Below are 19618 nucleotides of genomic sequence, written 5' to 3' on the forward strand. Positions count from 1 at the left end.
TATACGTATGTGAGTATAAAATAAAGAGGCCTCCGTCTTGGAAGCCTCTTTATTAATGATGTTCATCGTCTTTGTTCTGTTGTTTGTTTTCAATTAATTTCATTAAGGGTCTGTAATCATCATCAATGAGACCAGTAAATTCTACAATAAGCTCAATTGTAACTAAAATAAGGATGAGCATCATGAGTACACCCCATGGTTGAGACAAATATAATATAATACTAGCAAGACTAAATAGTAATGCTATAGAATATATAAGTACTACGGTCTGGCGATGTGAATAACCTAATTCTAATAATTTATGATGTAAATGCGATTTATCTGCCTGCATAATATGCTGACCTTTCTTCACTCGACGTATCATCGCAAACAACGTATCAATAAACGGCACTGCTAAGATAACAATCGGGAAGAATAGTGAAATGAAAGTTATATTCTTAAATCCGAGTAATGATAGGAATCCTACAATAAATCCTACAAGTAATGCACCACTATCACCTAAAAATATTTTAGCTGGATGGAAATTGAAGAATAAGAATCCTAAAAGCGCACCTATTAAGACACTACAAATCATCATAATAAAAATATTTGCTTGTAATATTGCTATAAAGCCAATTGTCATTAAGGCAATCATCGATACACCAGACGCTAATCCATCTAATCCGTCGATCAAGTTAATTGCATTAGTGATGGCTACAATCCAAACCACTGTGATAGGGATCCCAAATACGCCAAAATGTATCGTAGGCCCAATTGGTAAGGAGATAAAATCAATCGTCACTCCATAATAGACAACGACGAGTGCTGCAATTACTTGGCCAATTAATTTTATAACTGGTTTCAAATCATAGATATCATCTATAAGTCCCACCAAATAGATTAATACTGATCCAATAACAAGCGGTTTAACTTCGGTTTCTATCGGATGTCCTAGCCATATCCCTAATAGAAACGCAAAAAGTATTACAGTTCCGCCTAATACAGAAACGGGTTTTGTATGTACTTTTCTAAAATTCGGCTTATCTACAATGCCTAGTTTATGAGAAACCTTTATAATTATTGGTGTTAGTATTAAACTGACAATCATTGAAAAAATGATTAATAATAATGTATACATCAGTTCACCTTCATTAATATAATTCTTGATTATTTTGAATTTCAAAGTCGTTACATTGAAAAAAATTTTAACTTTAAACTGCAAATTTATATTATCTATAAAATGGTCTGTGATGTTGATGCAACTCTAATAAATTGCACACCTACCATATTTAAATATTTATGCACTTAATACCATAATACCTCATACGCTTTTACTTATACAAATAGTAATGAGATAATTAATAATCTATAAACGAATTCGTTTTGATTTTTAATTATAAACTAAGTGATTTTTATATAATCACTCAGACAAATATTTTAACATGAATATTAAGTGAATGTTATAAATTTCTATTTCTATAGTGATGACAAAATGTAAGTTTTCACTTACAATAACTAAGTGTTTATTCAAAGGAGTGTAACGTTAAATGTTTGAAGCTATTATCTACAATATCTCTGTTATTGTGGCAGGAATTTACTTATTCCATCGCTTACAGTATTCAGAAAATAAAAACATGGTGTTTTCAAAAGAATACGTCACTATTTTAATGACGATAGTAGCACTTTTACTATCCGCCTATCCAGTGCCACTATTCAATGAATACGCACTCTATTTATCATTTGTGCCTATTTTATTCTTAGGTAGATACACAAATATGGTATACACCGTTCTAGCCGCAGTCATTGTCTCTGTAGTCAATGTGCTAATTGGTGATTTCACTATTATTATTGCTACGATTCTCATTGTTATAGCCATCGTAGTTGGTGCAGTTGGACCATTTTTAAAACAAAGCGATATTGTTTCATTACAAATCCTTAATGCAATTACATTAGTTATTTTGGTTATTTTATCACTTATTAGCCCTTATTATGAATTAACAGAAGTGTTGTTCTTAATACCCTTATCCTTTATTTTAACGATTACTTCTTCTATCACATTTGTTGATATTTGGCATTTTTTCTCATTAGTTAATCGTTATGAAAATGAAGATAAACTGGACTATTTAACTGGCTTGGGAAATGTTAAAGAATTTGACAGACATCTAAATGAAACGACGCGTATCGCTGAAGAAAACAATGAGAGCTTAGGATTATTGCTCATTGATATAGATGGTTTCAAAGATGTAAATGATAAATTTTCACATAAATCTGGCGATGCCGTGCTTAGACAAGTAGCTCAACTATTAAAAAATTATGTACCTCAACAATTTAGTATTTATCGTAATGGCGGCGAAGAATTTTCAATTGTTTTATACGATTATACTTTAGATCAATGTGTAAAACTTAGTGAAAATATTCGTACAGGGGTTGAACAATCTACTTTCCATATGCCAAATAAAGAAGTCATCAAATTATCTGTATCCATTGGTGTAGGTTACTTAACTCAAGAAGATTACAAATCTCAACGTAAAGTATTCAAAATTGCGGATGACATGCTGCATATGGCAAAAAATGAAGGCCGTAATCAAGTTATGTTTAATCCAATTGTTAAATTATAAAAATATTACCAAATTTAACACTGTTCAAACTGGGAGTGGATGTATGAAATCAAGGTTCAATCTTTGATTTCATACACCCACTCTTTTTTTGTGCTCGCTTTTTGTAGAGACGTTTCAAATCATTTAATTTATCTCCAATTTCAAAAAAAATAAATACGTCTAAAACAGACACAGTCAACACTCAAAGAATCTATATGTTAAAATTAAAATCTAGATTCAAGCGCATATTTCAATTGTTATTTTTTTAACTTAAAAACAACAATTGCAAAATTATGTTTGTTACAATATATAATGAAAGTTCAAAAATTAATAACATAGTATGAATCATTATTGAAAGTTACTGTTGTACGCTGTAAACTTTCAATTGTTATAAAATCATTTCAGGAGGTGACCAACTATGTCAGATACAATCACTATCATCGATGAAAACAAAGTGATTGACGTCGTACTTATTGCGGGAAGAATTTTGCTAGAAAGTGGCGCTGAAACCTATCGTGTCGAGGATACGATGACACGAATTGCTGCCAATTATGGTTTAGATGATACATATAGCTTTGTAACTTCTACAGCAATTATTTTTTCCCTTAATGATCGTACGAACACACGACTCGTACGTATTCGTGAAAGAACGACTGATTTAGAAAAGATCGCCTTAACCAATAGTTTATCGCGTAAAATTTCAAATAATCAATTAGATATAGACGAGGCAAAATCAGAGCTCATACATTTGCATCACGCATCTTTACAATTTTCATCTATTACAAAATTCTTCGCAGCAGCAGTCGCATGTGGATTCTTCTTAATCATGTTTGGCGGCGGAATTAACGACTTCTTTTTCGCAATTATTGCCGGAGCTGGTGCGTTTTTAACTTTTGATTTTGTACAACGCTATATTCAAATTAAATTCTTTTCAGAATTCCTTAGTGCAGTAGTTGTTATAACGGTCGCCGCCACATTCACTAAATTAGGTCTGGCAGAAAACCAAGACTTTATAACCATAGCTGGCGTCATGCCTCTTGTACCAGGAATATTAATCACCAATGCTATTCGTGATTTAATGGCTGGAGAATTGATTGCTGGTATGTCTCGTGGCGTTGAAGCAGCTCTCACAGCATTTGCAATTGGTGCCGGCGTTGCCATTGTTTTATTAATATTTTAAAAAGGAGTGCTTATATGCTCATCGGCTATTATGTTTTACAATTTATTGTCAGCTTTTTAGCAACAATGCTTTTTTCGATTATCTTTAACGCACCACGTCGACTCCTTTTAGCTTGCGGTTTCGTTGGCGCAATGGGCTGGATTATCTTCAAACTTACTGTGGACTTGGATTTCGGTAAAGTAATGGCTTCATTTTTAGGAAGCTTTATTTTAGCAATTATGAGTCACGTAATGAGTAGACGTTACAAACGACCTGTTATTATCTTTATTGTTCCAGGAATTATCCCATTAGTACCAGGTGGTTTAGCATATGAAGCGACGCGTTATTTAGTTAGTAATCAATATACACTCGCTACAAATACATTTCTTGAAGTCACGTTGATTTCAGGCGCGATTGCTTTTGGTATTCTATGTGCAGAAATCATCTATCATCTCAATACACGGATTAAACAACATTATGGTAGAATGAATGGTAAAACATATAAAAAATCTTACAATATGAACAATAGAGCTTAAGGGGTGTTTTTTTGAAAACTGATATAATTGATAGATTAACAAGATATGTAACAATAGATACACAATCTGATCCAGAGTCTAATACTACGCCTTCTACTGAGAAGCAATGGGATTTACTAAATTTGTTAAATGACGAGTTAACGGATTTAGGTTTAGAAACTGACATTGATGAACAAGGTTATTTATTCGCAACATTAGAAAGTAATGTTGACGAAGTTTTACCTACTGTTGGCTTTTTGGCACATGTTGATACTTCGCCTGATTTCAATGCATCAAAAGTAAATCCACAAATTATAGAAAATTATGATGGCCAACCTATCAAATTAGGTGAAACGAGTCGTATATTGAGCCAAGATGTATTTCCTGCTATGAAACACGTAGAAGGTCATACGTTAATGGTCACAGATGGCACATCACTATTAGGTGCTGATGACAAAGCTGGTGTCGTTGAAATCATGGAAGCAATGAAGTATTTAACAGAACATCCAGAAGTCAAACATGGACCTATTCGTATTGCTTTTACGCCAGATGAAGAAATTGGCAGAGGTCCTCATGCCTTTGATGTTGAGCGCTTTAATGCGGATTTCGCCTACACTATGGATGGTAGTGAATTGGGCGAATTACAATATGAAAGTTTCAACGCAGCAGAAGCAATCGTTACGTGTCACGGTGTCAATGTACATCCTGGTTCTGCTAAAAATGCTATGATTAACGCTATTCTCTTGGGTCAACAATTCAATTCATTATTACCACAAAATGAAGTACCCGAAAGAACAGAAGATTACGAAGGTTTCTATCATTTAATGAAAATGAACGGTGATGTTGAAAAAACGACATTACACTATATTATTCGTGATCATGATAGAAATCATTTTGAATTACGTAAGAAGCGTCTTGTTGAGATTAAAAATGATATTAATACGCATTATACTGATGCACCAATAGAAATCGAAATCAATGATCAATACTATAATATGGGTGAAAAAATCGAACCAAACCCACATGTAATTGATATACCTAAACGTGTCTTTGAAAAGTTAGAAATCCCTGCTAATACAGCACCTATTCGTGGTGGAACAGACGGGTCTCAACTTTCATATATGGGACTACCAACCCCTAATATCTTTACAGGTTGCGCTAACTTCCACGGCCCTTTTGAATATGCTTCCATTGATGTTATGGAAAAAGCTGTAGATGTCATTATTGGCATTGCGCAAGAAGTCGTAAACACTTATAAAAAGTAAAATAAATTTGTTATATAGATCCATGCTCAATAAAAAAGCGTAGATTCCTCACTTTGAGAAATCTACGCTTTTTCTATTACTCATATATACTTATATTCGTTCCTGTCTACTTACAGTCGTTTATCTAGCATGTGTTTGAAATGTTTAACATCTACCTGTTTACACTTCAAATTGTGTTTTCAATAATTTAATTGCTTGTACTGTATAGTGTCTGATTTGAATACCCATCTTGAAGTCTGTAAAGCTTTCAGGCATTTCTATAAACGTATTAAATGTAGCAGTAACACCCATTGATTCAAACAAATCAAATTTGTCATCTGTTGCACATATGGCAATAGATGGTTTATTATGTTTGGTTGCTAACTCTGCAAGACGCACTGTTGTTGTTTCTAAGATTTGGTCTGCTTCATTTACACCTTCACCGAATATAATTAAATCCGCTTGTTGTATCAAATTATCTAAATGAGTAATTTGATCGACCAGTTCGTGGCTTGTCATAATTTCGGCATCATAAAGTACATTTAAGGCTGCAGCAATACCACCGCCTGCGCCACCTCTTTGAACAGGACCCATTGTCAGTTTTAGCTCACTTTTGAAAATTTCACTTAAATACCACAGTAAATTGTCTATTTCAGCAGCATCTTGACGTGTCATTCCGTAAAGTTCATATGTTTGCATAATTTCACTATTTTTACCATATAGTTTACTGTCAAAATCAGACATTAACTGAAAACGTACATTTTTCAATTGTGGATGAATGCCAGAAATATCTATTTTACGTATATATTTCAACATCTTACTACCTTGACGTAAATCCACTTCTTGAGCCTCATCATCATAGAATTTAGCTCCAAGTGCTTGTAGCATACCTGCACCACCGTCAAAGCTGCCTATGCCACCTAAAGACATAATAATATGTTCGGCATCATTATCTAATGCATCTAACACAATTTCGCCTAAACCATAACTTGTACGCTCAATGATTGGCTTGTCCCCTTTTAAAAACAAGTTACCTTCAATAATGGTCATATGGTTATCAGTAATGCCATAAACCGCTTCTACCTCATTCATATCTGCATCATGTGCTGGCACTTTATATTTCGTACCTGACTGCCATAAAAAGACAGAATCCATAAGTTCATGACGACCATTAAATAATGGCACTTGAACAATATCTGCTTTTTCTATTTGGCTAGCTACCGCTTCTTCCACATAACGATTGGCTTGATAGCTAGATATAATACCATTAAATTCATCCATCGCTACTAAAACTTTCATATTTGTCACCTCAAATTATTTTGTTAATAACTGTTATTTTATGATGATTATACATAACTCTAAGAAAATCATCTTCCCTCTGTAGACTTATTTATTATAATAGTACATATGTTGGTTTATATCCCTATGCGAGCATTTAAAACACACTTGCTTTGCAATTAAGCGTTCTAACTCATAACCAACGCTATAAATTATAAAGTTTAGCTCTATAAATTCGTTCACTACCAAATAGCAGTCTATATTTCTCATTCACTTATTTATTATACATGCCATTAGGAAATTTTTCACATTAAAAGAAACGCTTGCTAATCTCTTAGTGTTGATAAAAGATTAACAAGCGTTTCTAAATGTACTTAAATTTGTTTTTACTCTTCAGCGTTTGCCAAAGAAGCAACATTAATTTTATCATGACTTGCATTCCAAATTGCTTGTCCCTCAACAAAATAAAATGCTTGTGGCGATTCGTGTTTCACATCTGTTTGTTCTTCTATATAATTAGATAAATCTCTCTCTTGTTGTACGATTAAGTAGTAACCATCCATATCTCTTTCATATAAAAATTTGTTGAATTGGTCCATTGCATTTGCTGAAATCGGACATGTTTCACTATGCTTCAATACAAATGCATATTTGTTTTCTTTAATAATTTGCTTAAACTGGTCAATCGAACTCAGCTTTATAGCCATTCTATTCACCTCTAAAAATATTTAACACACCCTAAGTCTCACCAAGTGTGAAAGTTCCACGATATTCTCATATCATTGTTTCCAATTATACACAATTCTCTTTTTATTGTTAACAGTTTATTCAAATTCTTATAACTTAACTTATACATCTATTAATTGTAGTTATCATTAGCTTGCTGATATTTCTTATTAAAAGTAGTTTCATACTGTTCTAGTTCTTCACCTTTTTGGGGTAACTTATTGTAATCTATTTTCGCTAATTGCTCACTAATTTCAATAGTTTCTTCTCTTGTTTCATAATAATTTTGCAAGCTATAATACATCTCAATAGCATTTTTTCGAGCGTCATTGACATAGGCATCTGTTATTTCAGCTTTATTCAAGTCTCTAATTTGCTTAGTAATTAATGGCATAATTTGCTCTTTAATAGATTTTTTTATTTCATTTGAATCTGTAGAATCAGCCTCTTCTTCTGCAGTGTTTTTTAAGTCTTTATTGTTTTGTTCTAATTTATTTTTGAAATTAGTAACATCTGTACTATTACCAACTGTACTAGCTTTTTGTATATTGTCCTCTACTTGTGATCTGTTTTTCTCAAATAGTTTTGTGTATTCTAAGATATCTTCATTTGCTTTAATCGATTGATTACATAAATCAATAAACGTTTTCAATTCATTGATTGCTGATTTTTTCTTTTTTACTGAATCTAAATAAGTAGATTTAAGCTCTTTTGTTTCATTTGAACCCGTTGGTAAATTTTTTGCTGCTGTTTCGTATTCTTCTAGTTTAGGAATCAATTTGCTATTTAATTCATTTTGCAAATCATTAAATGCTTTCTTGTTTTTATCTGTCATATCTGTCTTACTCAAATTATCTAAACGTTTTAATTGTATGTCATCCATAGCATTTCTTAGTTCTTTTTCTTTATTTTTCACGTCATTTAACGAACTATCAAAATCTTTGAATTCGTTTTCTCCTTCGTTGTTACAAGCAGCTAGTGAAATAGAAAAACAAACTAATAAAACAATGTACAGTATTTTTTTCATTTCTGAACTCCTTATCATTCCATATTATACAGAAACTTATTTAACTTGAAAATGATATATGATATATTGTTTCAGAATTTACAGTTTAACAGTTATATAATAACATTTAAAGAAGTGGTCAACCTATATGTATTCACGCAGACTATTATTTATAACTGAAGATAATAACAATCATTTCACCTAGCGATATAATTATCTCAAAAATGTTTTATTCATTTTATTAGATAAACCTGTCAAATCAACACATCACATCGGAGGCACAAGACACTTCATGTATCCTACTGAACCTATATTAGATATTTTAGTTGGGGTAAATAATTTACATGACGTGACTTCTTTAGACGAAAAGCGTTTGAATTATGAAGGCTTATATCGATTACACCATCCATATAAGAAAAAATAGTCATGGCTCAATTTAACAATCTTATAGAGTTAAAACAAATCACACGACTACATATTATTCAAAAAGACACGCCACTCTACACTGATTATTTAGAGATGGATAATTTACTACCTTCAAACAGTATGATTGCTATGCATTTTAATAATAAAAAAACAGCGTTTAGCAAGTCATAACGTAACCATTCGTGATTATGAAAAACACAAACTAATGTTATTTCAACAATTCATTGAACAAACAGACCACAAGTCATTATTAAAATGATTTATGGTGACTTATTAATTTAATCAACAGCATAAAATTTGAATAAAACTATAAAACCTTTAATAAATTGCTTTACTATTTAGCAAAGACGGGTAATCATTGGTATAATAAACAAAATGAATTCAACAGGAAAGGATGTTCTAGACTTGCATAAAGATGACATCTTAAAAGAATTAGAAGCAATTGTTCCAAAAGAAATTATTAAAATAGACGAACCATTAAAACGTTATACATATACTGAAACTGGTGGTCAAGCAGACTATTATTTATCACCTACCCAAAATGAACATGTCCAATCTATCGTTCACTATGCATATACAAATGATATCCCGGTCACTTATTTAGGCAATGGCTCAAACATTATTATTCGTGAGGGCGGTATTAGAGGCATTGTAATTAGCTTACTCTCACTAGATTATATAGACGTTTCAGATGATGCTATTATTTCAGGCAGTGGTGCAGCGATTATCGATGTATCTCGTACTGCTAGAGACCATGCGCTAACTGGCTTAGAGTTTGCTTGTGGTATCCCAGGATCAATTGGTGGCGCTGTTTTTATGAATGCTGGTGCATATGGCGGCGAAGTCAAAGATTGCATTGACTATGCGCTGTGTGTAAATGATAAAGGTGAACTCATTACATTAACTAATAAAGATTTAGAGTTAGATTACCGTAATAGTATTGTTCAAAAAGAACATTTAGTCGTTCTCGAAGCAGCATTCACTTTAATGCCTGGTGACAAACAAGCTATCCAAGAAAAAATGGATGATTTAACGGAAAGAAGAGAATCTAAGCAACCTTTAGAATATCCATCATGTGGTAGTGTGTTTCAACGTCCTCCTGGCCACTTTGCCGGTAAATTGATTCAAGATGCTGAACTACAAGGTCATCGTATTGGTGGCGTCGAAGTGTCTAAGAAACATGCTGGCTTTATGGTGAACGTAGACAATGGAAGCGCAACAGACTATGAAGATCTAATCCACCACGTTCAAAAAGTAGTAAAAGAGAAATTTGATGTTGAACTACATCGAGAAGTTAGAATTATTGGCGAACACCCAAACGATAATTAGGAGAATTGATTATGGTTAATATATATGGTTCTACTGTAGACAATGAAGCACGTTGCACGCATTATCCAACACCATTAGACATCATCGCAATTAAATTTAAGTGTTGCGGTAAATACTATCCATGCTATAAATGTCATAACGAACATGAATCACATGCTATAAAAAGATGGGATTCTAGTGAATTTAATGAAAAAGCAATTTTATGTGGTGTATGTAGACATGAAATGACAATCAATGAATATATGATGATTGAAGCCTGTCCTAAGTGTGATGGCCACTTTAATAATCGTTGTAAATATCATTACCATCTTTATTTTTCTATATAAACTTCATGCGTTATGCTTAATAATGAATTGAAAAAGGTACTAATCCGTTAATTAATGGATTAGTACCTTTTTATATATTTAAAATAGACTTATACCGATTTTCAAGTACATGCTTAACTAAGCAAACAAATATAAAATAACTTTAAGGCTTGGCACTATGTACTTTATTTTAAAATTCTCATACTATTTTATTTGTTCTTTTACAAATTGTACAAAGGCTTCTGCATCACCTTTTTGTATTTGCTTCATTGGCATTGGTCCAATATTAAAAGTAAAATCAATTTTTTCACCATCGTAACTAATTTGTTCTACTTCTTTATAAGCAATACTTCTGTAATAAAATTCCCCATTCATATCAACATTTAAAATAATACGTTCATTTGTTGCAATAAAAGCACCTTCAAATTCTGAAGAACCTTGAACTGAATATTCTATTGTTCCTAATACACTTGGCCCCTTTTTCTCAGTTGGAAATAAATCACTTGGATTTACATTATCTAAAATCATGTACTTCACTCACCCTTTTCTTTAGTTTATTATACAAGTTTTAAAAATGAATTTTCACGTACTTAACCAATTCATTTTTAGCATAACAAAGAAAATGTTTAATCTAAAGTTCCAAGCCACCCCAAACTATCTTCATGAAACATAAAAAGTCGACAAAGCCATATGGCTTTGTCGACTTTCTGAAAGGAATTGTATCCCCCACGATTATCCTTTTTAAATATTATTTTTCAATTGCTTTTTCTACTTCTTCAATTTGTTTAATTGATGTAGTTGTAGAACCACTTGCGAAGTACCAAAGTTTTGGATCTAATTCATAAACTTTGTCTTCTTTTATAGCATTTACATTTTTGATAACGTCGTTACCTAAAGCTTGTTCAGCTGTTGACTTACCAGCAATTGCTTGTCCACGGTCCATAGCAAAGATGATATTAGGATTTTTTTCTGCTATATACTCATTCGTTACGTTTTGACCGTGTTTACTACTCTTAATATTTTCATCTGCAGCTGTGAAGCCCATTGTATCAAAAATCATTGCACCGAATCGTTCTCCAGCACCGTATGTTGATAATTCACCTTCGTTAACTAATAAGAATAATGCTTTTTCATCTTTTAAGTCTTTTGTTTTTTCTTTGATGCCAGCAATTTTATCATCTAATTTTTTAGTAAGTGATTTTGCTTCGTCTTCTTTTTGGTAAATTTTACCTAATGTTTCAGTGTTTTTCTTCATTGAATTCACTTGGTCTTTGTCGTCAGCGCCAACATATACAACTTTTGCATCTGGTGCTGCTTTTTTGAATTCATCTAGATTTTTTTGATTTGCTGTACGCCCAGAAATATAAATTACATCTGGTTTAGCTTCTGCAACTTTATCGAAATTAACTTCTTTTAGGCTTCCTGTGTTTAAGTATTTTTCATCTTTAAAATCGCTTAAGAAATCAGGTAGTGACTTAGCACCTTCACCTTTAGGAAGTGCTTTAACTTTATCTTCAAGTCCTAATTCTTTCAATGTATCTAATGTACCATAATCAAAAACAACTGCTTTTTCAGGGTTTGTAGGCACTTCTACTGTTTCTTTAACCGTTTTAGCATCACTGCCATCACGTTTTTCCCCACTAGCCTTATAATTATTTTCAACTTTTACAGTTTTATTTGAACCTTCACTTTCTGATTTTGTATCAGATGATTTTTTATCCTCTGATCCACCATTACTACATGCTACTAATAAAAACATTAAACCTACAACTAATAATAAAGATAATTTTTTCATGTTTCTTACGCCTCCTGATTTTCCTAATGATGTATTCCTTTTATGCCCTTAAAAAGTATAACCACGTTACAGTTGCATCACTCCCTTCAAATGTTACGAATGGAATTACATTGAGTATGCGAGCTCTAAATCTTGAGTTGCTGTGAGCTCATCGAAATACACACAAATGCGTTGACCGCGGATTTCTTCAATTCTTACATCCATGTCATATAAAGCTTTTAATGTATCTGTTTGAATAACCTCATCTTTTGTACTTGCTTTGACAACTTCACCGTCTTTTAACGCGATAATATCGTCTGAATAACATGAAGCGAAGTTAATATCGTGAATAACAACGATTACAGTTTTATTTAAATCTTTTGCGAGTTGTCGTAATGTTTGCATAATTTGAACTGAATGTTTCATATCAAGATTATTCAATGGTTCATCTAACAAGATATAATCTGTATTTTGCGCAATTGTCATGGCTACATATGCACGTTGACGTTGCCCACCAGATAGTGTTTTTATATAGCGATTTCTAATCTCTTTAAGATGTAGCAATTCCAACGCATATTCAACTTGTTCTTTATCTTCTTGTTTGAGATGACCTTTAGAGTATGGAAATCGTCCAAAATTGACTAATTGCTCTACCGTAATATTGAGCTCGGTATGATTAGATTGTTTAAGTATTGATAATCTTTTAGCTAATTCATTACTTTTATAATCACTAATTGATTTACCTTCGATTTCTATAGAGCCATCTTCAAAATCCATTAGGCGTGTAATTGCGGCTAACAATGTACTTTTTCCAGCTCCATTTGGTCCAATCATAGAAGTGAGTCGTCCTTTATTTATATCAACATTAATATCTTTTAAAATTTCTTTATCTTGAATATTTTTATTAAGCCCTTGTACTCGTATCAATTCGCATGTCTCCTTTTTATTAATAAGTAAATGAAGTAACTTCCACCTACTAAATCAATAATTATACTTACTTGCGTCGTTGCTTGGAATAAATTCTCTACTACACCTTGTGCTATGAATAGACTTAGCCAACTCATTAAAATAGTTGCTGGTAATATGTATTTATGTTCATATGTCTTCATCAATTCATGTGCTAAGTTAACAGTTAATAATCCTAAAAATGTAATCGGACCAACGAGTGCTGTTGAAACAGATACAAGCACTGAAACGAGTATTAGCAATAATCTCGTTAACGTTTTATATGAAATACCTAAATTGATTGCTTGATCTTTTCCTAATAAAAGCACATCTAAATATGGTATAACCCGCATCGTAATCAAAATGAGAATAACTAATATAACACCACAGAGCGTTACTAATTTAGTATTAGATGCGTCAAAGTTTGCAAACATGGAGCTTTGTACAGCCAAGAAATCTTCTGGGTTTATTATTAATTCTAAAAATCCAGTAATACTTCTGAAAAAGGTCCCGAGTATAACCCCTACGAGTAGGATGAAATAAACAGAAACATCACCAATTCTGAAGATACCTTGAAATAAAAGTAATGAAAAAACAATCATTACTAATAATGAAATAGCAAAACTGAGATACAAGTTAGTAACAAATACAGACTGTACGCCAAATGCAAACACGATTAGAACCTTCACAAACATGTATACAGAATCAAGTCCCATAATTGAAGGTGTTAGTAACCGGTTACTTGTAATCGCTTGGAATATCACTACTGAAGCTGCGATTGCGGCTCCGACTAATATCATCAGTATTAGTTTTCTTAATCGGCTAGAAAATTGATACTGGAAAATATCAAAATCAATACCTATCACAAGGTAAAGACCTGCAGCTACCACTGTTACTGCAAATAAAATAGATAGTTTTGTTTTAGGGCTAGTTTGCATAGTTATGTCGTCCTTTCATCAGCAAGATTATAAAAATAACAGTGCCAAAAACACCAATTGTTAATCCAATATTGATTTCGTAAGGATACACAACAATTCTGCCGATTATATCTGAAAACATTACAAAAATAGCACCTAACATTGCTGTATGTGGCAATGCGTTTTTTAAATGATCTCCTCTGAATATAGAAACGATATTGGGAACAATCAAACCTAAAAATGGAAGTGTTCCAACTGTCACAACTACTAATGCAGTAATTGTTGCAGTAATAAATAAACCGACGTTAATTATTCTTTCATAATTAACACCTAGATTATTACTAAAATCTTTCCCCATCCCAGCAATCGTAAATTGATTCGCAAATATATATGTAAGTATTAATAAAGGAATGCTTAAGTATAATATTTCATATCTCCCGCTTGTAATAATGGCAAAATTCCCATTCATCCAGTTTCCGATACTTTGTACCGCATTCGTTCTTAAGGCAATAAATGTAGCGAAACTAGAAACGATACCACCGAGCATAATCCCTAAGAGTGGAATAAAAATGACATCAGTAAATCGAATAAATTGAACTAATTTCACAAACAGGAAGGTGCCACCAATGCTTAGCGTGACCGCAAATACTAATTTAATAATAATATTTGCTTCTGGAAATAGTATCAGCGATAATAAAATACCTAACTTAGCCCACTCCATCGTTCCTGCAGTTGTTGGACTAACAAATTTATTTTGCATCATTTGTTGCATAATCAATCCCGCAAGTGCCAACGTGCTTCCAGAAATTAATATACTTACCGTTCTCGGAATCCTACTAGATACAATTATGTTTATTTGCTCTTTAGATAAGTGGAATATGTCTGTAATTGAAACATTACTGACACCAATAAATAGAGAAAGGATAGTTAATAATAATAAAATGATAAATAGGACAATACCATTAAGTAAGAATTTCATAATGAGGTAACCTAATCCTTTCGATGTACAATGAATTCATAAACACTATTGGTTTTGATAATCATTATCAATAGTTATATTAAAATTTTAACATTTTTGGCGGTAAATTCAATAGCAATAGGCCATTTTAGTAAAAGTATTCGTAAATTATGTAAAAAATGACCTTTCAAATTATTTTTACCAAATAAAAAGCCACCAAATTCTCCCTTCGGAAAATCTAGCAGCTCTTAAAATAGGAAGCATTGTTCCTAGTATTTTCTTGTAGCGTCATGTTATCGGGGCAGTCTTAAACAGACTTAATCAAATTACATAACTGCAACAATTTTATTTTAATCTTCAAATACAAAGTCTTCATCTTTTAATGCTTCAACATTCAACGCTAACGTATAACCGTCACCTTTAACTGAGAAAAAGTCATGGTTTTTCGTTGAAGTATCTAACGCATTTTCAATAATTGGGTTAAATTCTTTTTCTTCAAAGTATGAATCAAAGCCTAAGTTAGCTAATGCTTTATTACCATTATATCTAACATAATTTAGTACATCTTCTGCTATCCCTACTTCATCGTATAGTGAATGTGTGTACGCTACTTCGTTTTTATACAAGTCATCTAACAACTTATACATGTCTTGATCTGCTTGTTGTTTTTCACTTTCTGACAGTTCATTACGCATACTTTGTGCATCCATACCTGTAAATACACCGTGGATAGATTCATCTAATAAGATTTTACGTATAATCTCACCCGATGTTGTCATTCTTCCTTGTCCTGCAAGGTAAAGTGGATAATAGAAACCAGAATAGAATAAGAATGTTTCTAAAAATACACTTGATACACGTGCCATATATTGATCATATACAGATGCATCTTTACCCCAAAGTTTGTGATAGTTATTTACAATTTTATCTGATTTGTATTTTAAATGTGGTTCTTCTAAAACCCATTTATCTAATAAATAGTTCGTTTCACTGGAAGGTAGTAACGTTGTAAAGATATGTGAATAACTTTTAGCATGGACTTGTTCCATCATACCCATAAATGAATAGACCGCTTTTTTACGTAAATCCGTTGTGTGTAACATGATAAGTGGCATACCGTCATCTGCTTGATGTGTATCCAATCCTGTTAAACCTGCTAAAGCTTTTTTGAAGGCGTTCTTTTCTGCGTCAGATAAAGTCTTCCAACTTGCAATATCTTTTGATACTTTAAACTCTGTTTCTACCCACATTTGTGAAATATTTTGTCGCCAAAACATATTTGTCATGTCTTCTTGCGTATTCCAATTGACTGCTTTCATTTAGATAAATTCCCCTATCCAGTAAAAATTTAATTAAGCAGTGATTTACAGCCTAATCTATATAAAAGACTAGGCTGCTTGTAAAAAACCACATTGCTTATCTGTTACTTAAAATTCTATATCGAACAACTTGTACATTCTTCAACGCTTAACAGTTTATTTCTAGTATAATATAACGATTTTAATCCTTTGTGATGTGCATAAACATATAGTCGAGACAGTTCACGCGTAGATATTTCTGAATTAACATAAAGAATGGTAGAAATACCTTGGTCCACATGTGTTTGAATCGTTGAGATTAAATCGATTAATTTCATTTGATCTGTATTAAATGCTGATTTATAGTACCACATTGTTTCTGGTGATAAGAAAGGCATAGGATAAAATGTTTCAGCATTACCATAAGTACGACGTTCAATTTGATCGACGATTGGCATAACAGAGCTTGTCGCATTTTGTACATAAGAAATACTTTGTGTTGGCGCAATTGCTAAACGATATGCATGGAATAAACCATTTGCTTCAACTTCTTTTTGCAATGCTTTCCAATCTTCTGGAGATGGTATCTCTAAACCATCAAATAATTTGCGTACTTTTTCAAATTTCGCTTCGAATGTTTGTGAAGTATAGAATTCAAAATATTTACCATTGGCATAATCTGATTTATCAAAGTCTTTATAAGTTTCTTGTCTTTCTTTAGCAATTTCCATTGAGCGTTCAATGGAATAATAGTTCATCATCATAAAGAAAATATTAGCAAAGTCTTTTGCTTCTTCAGACTCATAGCCAATTTTATTTTTCGCTAAATAACCATGTAAGTTCATTACACCTAAACCAACTGAATGTAACTCACTATTTGCTTTTCTTACACCTGGTGCATTTTGAATGTCTGCTTCATCACTTACTACAGTCAATGCATCCATACCCGTGTGTACTGAATCCTTGAATTTACCTGATTCCATCACGTTAACGATATTTAACGAACCTAAGTTACAAGAGATGTCACGGTTAATTTCATCTTCTGTGCCATAATCGTTAATAATTGAAGTTTCTTGTAATTGGAAAATTTCAGTACATAAGTTACTCATTTTAATTTGGCCAATGTTTGAGTTTGCATGAACTTTATTAGCATTATCTTTAAACATTAAATAAGGATAACCAGATTGTAATTGTGTCTGAGCAATTGTGTTTAACATGTCACGTGCATCTTTTGTCTTTTTATCAATATTTGGATTTGCGACAAGTTCATCATAATATGCATCAAGATCAATATCATCTAAAGTCACACCATACTCTTTATAAATAGTATGTGGTGCAAACATATGGAAATCTTTACCTTCTTTTGCTAAATCAAAGAATTTAGACGGCACGATTAAACCTGTTGATATTGTAGATAAACGTAAATCTTCATCAGCGTTTACTTTTTTCGTATCTAAAAACTCTTCAACATCATAGTGGAAGATATTTAAATATACTGCGCCAGCACCTGGGCGTTGTCCTAGTTGATCTGCGTAACTAAAGCCACCTTCAAGTGATTTTGCAACAGGTAGTACACCTTTTGCTACACCTTTAATACCTTTGATTGCTTCACCACGCGCACGTAATTTAGACAAGTTAATCGCAACACCGCCACCAATTTTACTTAATTGTTTCGCTGTGGAATCAATGAAGTTGATAGAATTTAAACTGTCATCTGCCTCAAGTAAGAAACAAGATACAAGTTCTCCGCGGCGTGCGCGTCCAGCGTTTAAGAATGTTGGTGTTGCAGGTTGATAACGTTGTTCAACCATTGCAGAAATAAACTGTTTAGCTGTAGCTTTATGTCCATTTGCTAAATATAATGCAACAATTGCAACGTGTTGCTTGTAGTCTTCTAAATATTGACTTTTATCATTCGTTTTCAATGCATAATCTTTATAAAACTTACTTGCAGACATGTAGCTCGCAAAATTGAATGGAATGCTTTTAGCATAATCAGTGATTTCTTCTAATTCTGCCACTGAATATTTAGCAAATACATCAAAATAGAAATCATTATCAACGAGATAGTGAAGACGTTCAAGTTCAGTATCAAAATAAATTGTCTTATCCTGTATCTCTTCTAGATAGACTGCTAATGCCTCTTGATCTTTTTCTAAATCAAAAAAACCATTTTCTTTGCGCTTGGTAACTTCGTTATTTAATTCAATATGATTGTATTTCTTCTCGTCCATAATCTTCATTGAAATGCCCCACCTTATCTTTAAATTCGCTTATATCGTTCGTTGTGCCATGTAATTCAAACTTCATTAATAATGGAACTTGATACCGTTCCGAAATAGATCGTCCAGCTTTTGCAAAATTTTGTCCCCAGTTTCGGTTTCCGCTAGCTGCAACAGCTTGTAATAAGTCGTGATTAATATCTAAAAATGACTGAACAGGTGGCGGTACTTCGCCAAACCCTATTGTTCCAGTGACCAATATGAAAGGCTCATCCATTCTTTCAGAACAATTATTTTGTGTGATTTCCATTACGTTGGTAAGTTCAGTTCGCTTTATGAATCTACGCACATTGCCAGAAAATGAAAAATATACAACCTTCATCGGATCACCTACTTTCTAAAATATATTTATCTTATTATGATAAAATCATGTATTATATTTAAATGCTTAAAGACACTTTGAAAAATCAAAATAACTTAGTTTCTCGAACTAACCACAATATATAGTAATTTCTATATCTATATGTAGTTATGTAAAAACTCAATAATTAAGTATTAATGCTTGATTTGTCATGTTTAAGAGCCTAAAACAGTGTGATTTTACATAAATTTTGATTTATTATAAATAAATTGACCACGTAATAAAACACTATATATTGTGTTTCGTCCTGGTCATCAATACTATATTATGTGTTTCATTATACATAACTCAGAAGATTATTAAAAGGCTTTTATTTACGACAAAATGTTGAATAATCAATAGAAATGGCACCAATTCAACCTTAAAGTGATATTCATGAATCAAAAAATATTTTTTTGTGATTTTAAGGTTTTATTATTTGCTTTTCATAAAAATCTTGCAATGCTTGATGTGTCGTCTTTTACACAAAATCATTTTATACATTGTGTGAAACACAATGTGTCACTATCATATATTCTA

18 protein-coding genes and 1 pseudogene are annotated in these 19618 nt (G+C 32.3%); 7 read left to right on the forward strand and 12 right to left on the reverse strand.

The window, feature by feature from the left end; translation table 11 throughout:
• Positions 1-52: 52 nt before the first annotated feature.
• The gene (locus PYW44_RS10155) at positions 53-1117 is read right to left on the reverse strand and encodes a glycosyltransferase family 4 protein (RefSeq protein ID WP_069828150.1); all 1065 of its coding nucleotides are present in this window, start codon (positions 1115-1117) and stop codon (positions 53-55) included.
• Positions 1118-1526: 409 nt separating this feature from the next.
• On the opposite strand from PYW44_RS10155, the gene gdpS reads away from it, so the two are divergent.
• The 4 genes from gdpS (at position 1527) to pepT (ending at position 5515) form a co-directional block, all read left to right on the forward strand.
• Positions 1527-2597: a GGDEF domain-containing protein GdpS gene (gene gdpS / locus PYW44_RS10160; protein ID WP_115076047.1), complete on the forward strand. Its 1071-nt coding sequence runs from the start codon at positions 1527-1529 to the stop codon at positions 2595-2597.
• A 397-nt stretch (positions 2598-2994) separates the two neighbouring features.
• Positions 2995-3756: a threonine/serine exporter family protein gene (locus PYW44_RS10165; RefSeq protein WP_002508285.1), complete on the forward strand. Its 762-nt coding sequence runs from the start codon at positions 2995-2997 to the stop codon at positions 3754-3756.
• Between the two features lie 14 nt (positions 3757-3770).
• Positions 3771-4271, forward strand: a complete 501-nt coding sequence (locus tag PYW44_RS10170; RefSeq protein WP_002508286.1) for a threonine/serine exporter family protein — start codon at positions 3771-3773, stop codon at positions 4269-4271.
• Positions 4272-4282: 11 nt separating this feature from the next.
• Positions 4283-5515 (forward strand): peptidase T, encoded by a 1233-nt coding sequence (gene pepT / locus PYW44_RS10175; RefSeq protein ID WP_069819113.1) that lies wholly within the window; start codon positions 4283-4285, stop codon positions 5513-5515.
• A 159-nt stretch (positions 5516-5674) separates the two neighbouring features.
• Here the strand turns inward: pepT and PYW44_RS10180 are convergent, their stop codons facing one another.
• The 3 genes from PYW44_RS10180 to PYW44_RS10190 form a co-directional block, all read right to left on the reverse strand.
• The gene (locus PYW44_RS10180; RefSeq protein WP_064783076.1) at positions 5675-6793 is read right to left on the reverse strand and encodes a glycerate kinase; all 1119 of its coding nucleotides are present in this window, start codon (positions 6791-6793) and stop codon (positions 5675-5677) included.
• Between the two features lie 365 nt (positions 6794-7158).
• The gene (ytxJ, locus tag PYW44_RS10185; RefSeq protein WP_002508289.1) at positions 7159-7479 is read right to left on the reverse strand and encodes a bacillithiol system redox-active protein YtxJ; all 321 of its coding nucleotides are present in this window, start codon (positions 7477-7479) and stop codon (positions 7159-7161) included.
• 152 nt (positions 7480-7631) lie between these two features.
• A complete protein-coding gene (locus PYW44_RS10190) occupies positions 7632-8525 on the reverse strand; it encodes an EMYY motif lipoprotein (protein WP_064783077.1) in 894 nt (297 codons plus the stop codon).
• A gap of 127 nt (positions 8526-8652) precedes the next feature.
• Here PYW44_RS10190 and PYW44_RS10195 point away from each other — a divergent pair.
• From PYW44_RS10195 to PYW44_RS10205, 3 genes and pseudogenes are all read left to right on the forward strand, one after another.
• Positions 8653-9189 (forward strand): annotated as a pseudogene (locus tag PYW44_RS10195) (GrpB family protein).
• 146 nt (positions 9190-9335) lie between these two features.
• Positions 9336-10259 (forward strand): UDP-N-acetylmuramate dehydrogenase, encoded by a 924-nt coding sequence (gene murB / locus PYW44_RS10200; protein WP_065367348.1) that lies wholly within the window; start codon positions 9336-9338, stop codon positions 10257-10259.
• Between the two features lie 11 nt (positions 10260-10270).
• Positions 10271-10585 carry a CHY zinc finger protein gene (locus PYW44_RS10205; RefSeq protein ID WP_002508293.1) on the forward strand — a complete coding sequence of 105 codons (315 nt, stop codon included), beginning with the start codon at positions 10271-10273 and terminating at the stop codon, positions 10583-10585.
• Positions 10586-10768: 183 nt separating this feature from the next.
• Here PYW44_RS10205 and PYW44_RS10210 read toward each other — a convergent pair whose 3' ends face one another.
• The 8 genes from PYW44_RS10210 to nrdI all read right to left on the reverse strand — a co-directional run bounded on the left by PYW44_RS10210 (position 10769) and on the right by nrdI (position 19060).
• Positions 10769-11092, reverse strand: coding sequence for a PH domain-containing protein (locus PYW44_RS10210; protein ID WP_002508294.1), 324 nt, complete (start codon positions 11090-11092; stop codon positions 10769-10771).
• Positions 11093-11312: 220 nt separating this feature from the next.
• Positions 11313-12359 carry a ferrated catecholamine ABC transporter substrate-binding lipoprotein SstD gene (locus PYW44_RS10215; protein ID WP_065367347.1) on the reverse strand — a complete coding sequence of 349 codons (1047 nt, stop codon included), beginning with the start codon at positions 12357-12359 and terminating at the stop codon, positions 11313-11315.
• Positions 12360-12464: 105 nt separating this feature from the next.
• Positions 12465-13265, reverse strand: a complete 801-nt coding sequence (locus tag PYW44_RS10220) for an iron ABC transporter ATP-binding protein (RefSeq protein WP_021339445.1) — start codon at positions 13263-13265, stop codon at positions 12465-12467.
• Positions 13262-14221, reverse strand: a complete 960-nt coding sequence (locus PYW44_RS10225) for an iron chelate uptake ABC transporter family permease subunit (RefSeq protein ID WP_021339444.1) — start codon at positions 14219-14221, stop codon at positions 13262-13264. Before PYW44_RS10225 ends, PYW44_RS10220 begins: the two co-directional genes overlap by 4 nt.
• Positions 14211-15179 (reverse strand): ABC transporter permease, encoded by a 969-nt coding sequence (locus PYW44_RS10230; RefSeq protein ID WP_021339443.1) that lies wholly within the window; start codon positions 15177-15179, stop codon positions 14211-14213. The genes PYW44_RS10225 and PYW44_RS10230 overlap by 11 nt, the downstream gene beginning before the upstream one ends.
• 329 nt (positions 15180-15508) lie before the next feature.
• The gene (gene nrdF, locus PYW44_RS10235; protein ID WP_002508300.1) at positions 15509-16477 is read right to left on the reverse strand and encodes a class 1b ribonucleoside-diphosphate reductase subunit beta; all 969 of its coding nucleotides are present in this window, start codon (positions 16475-16477) and stop codon (positions 15509-15511) included.
• A 116-nt stretch (positions 16478-16593) separates the two neighbouring features.
• Positions 16594-18699 carry a class 1b ribonucleoside-diphosphate reductase subunit alpha gene (gene nrdE, locus PYW44_RS10240; protein ID WP_065367346.1) on the reverse strand — a complete coding sequence of 702 codons (2106 nt, stop codon included), beginning with the start codon at positions 18697-18699 and terminating at the stop codon, positions 16594-16596.
• A complete protein-coding gene (nrdI, locus tag PYW44_RS10245; protein WP_002512096.1) occupies positions 18662-19060 on the reverse strand; it encodes a class Ib ribonucleoside-diphosphate reductase assembly flavoprotein NrdI in 399 nt (132 codons plus the stop codon). Before nrdI ends, nrdE begins: the two co-directional genes overlap by 38 nt.
• Positions 19061-19618: the final 558 nt, after the last annotated feature.

Source organism: Staphylococcus equorum (assembly GCF_029024965.1).
Lineage (GTDB): Bacteria > Bacillota > Bacilli > Staphylococcales > Staphylococcaceae > Staphylococcus > Staphylococcus equorum.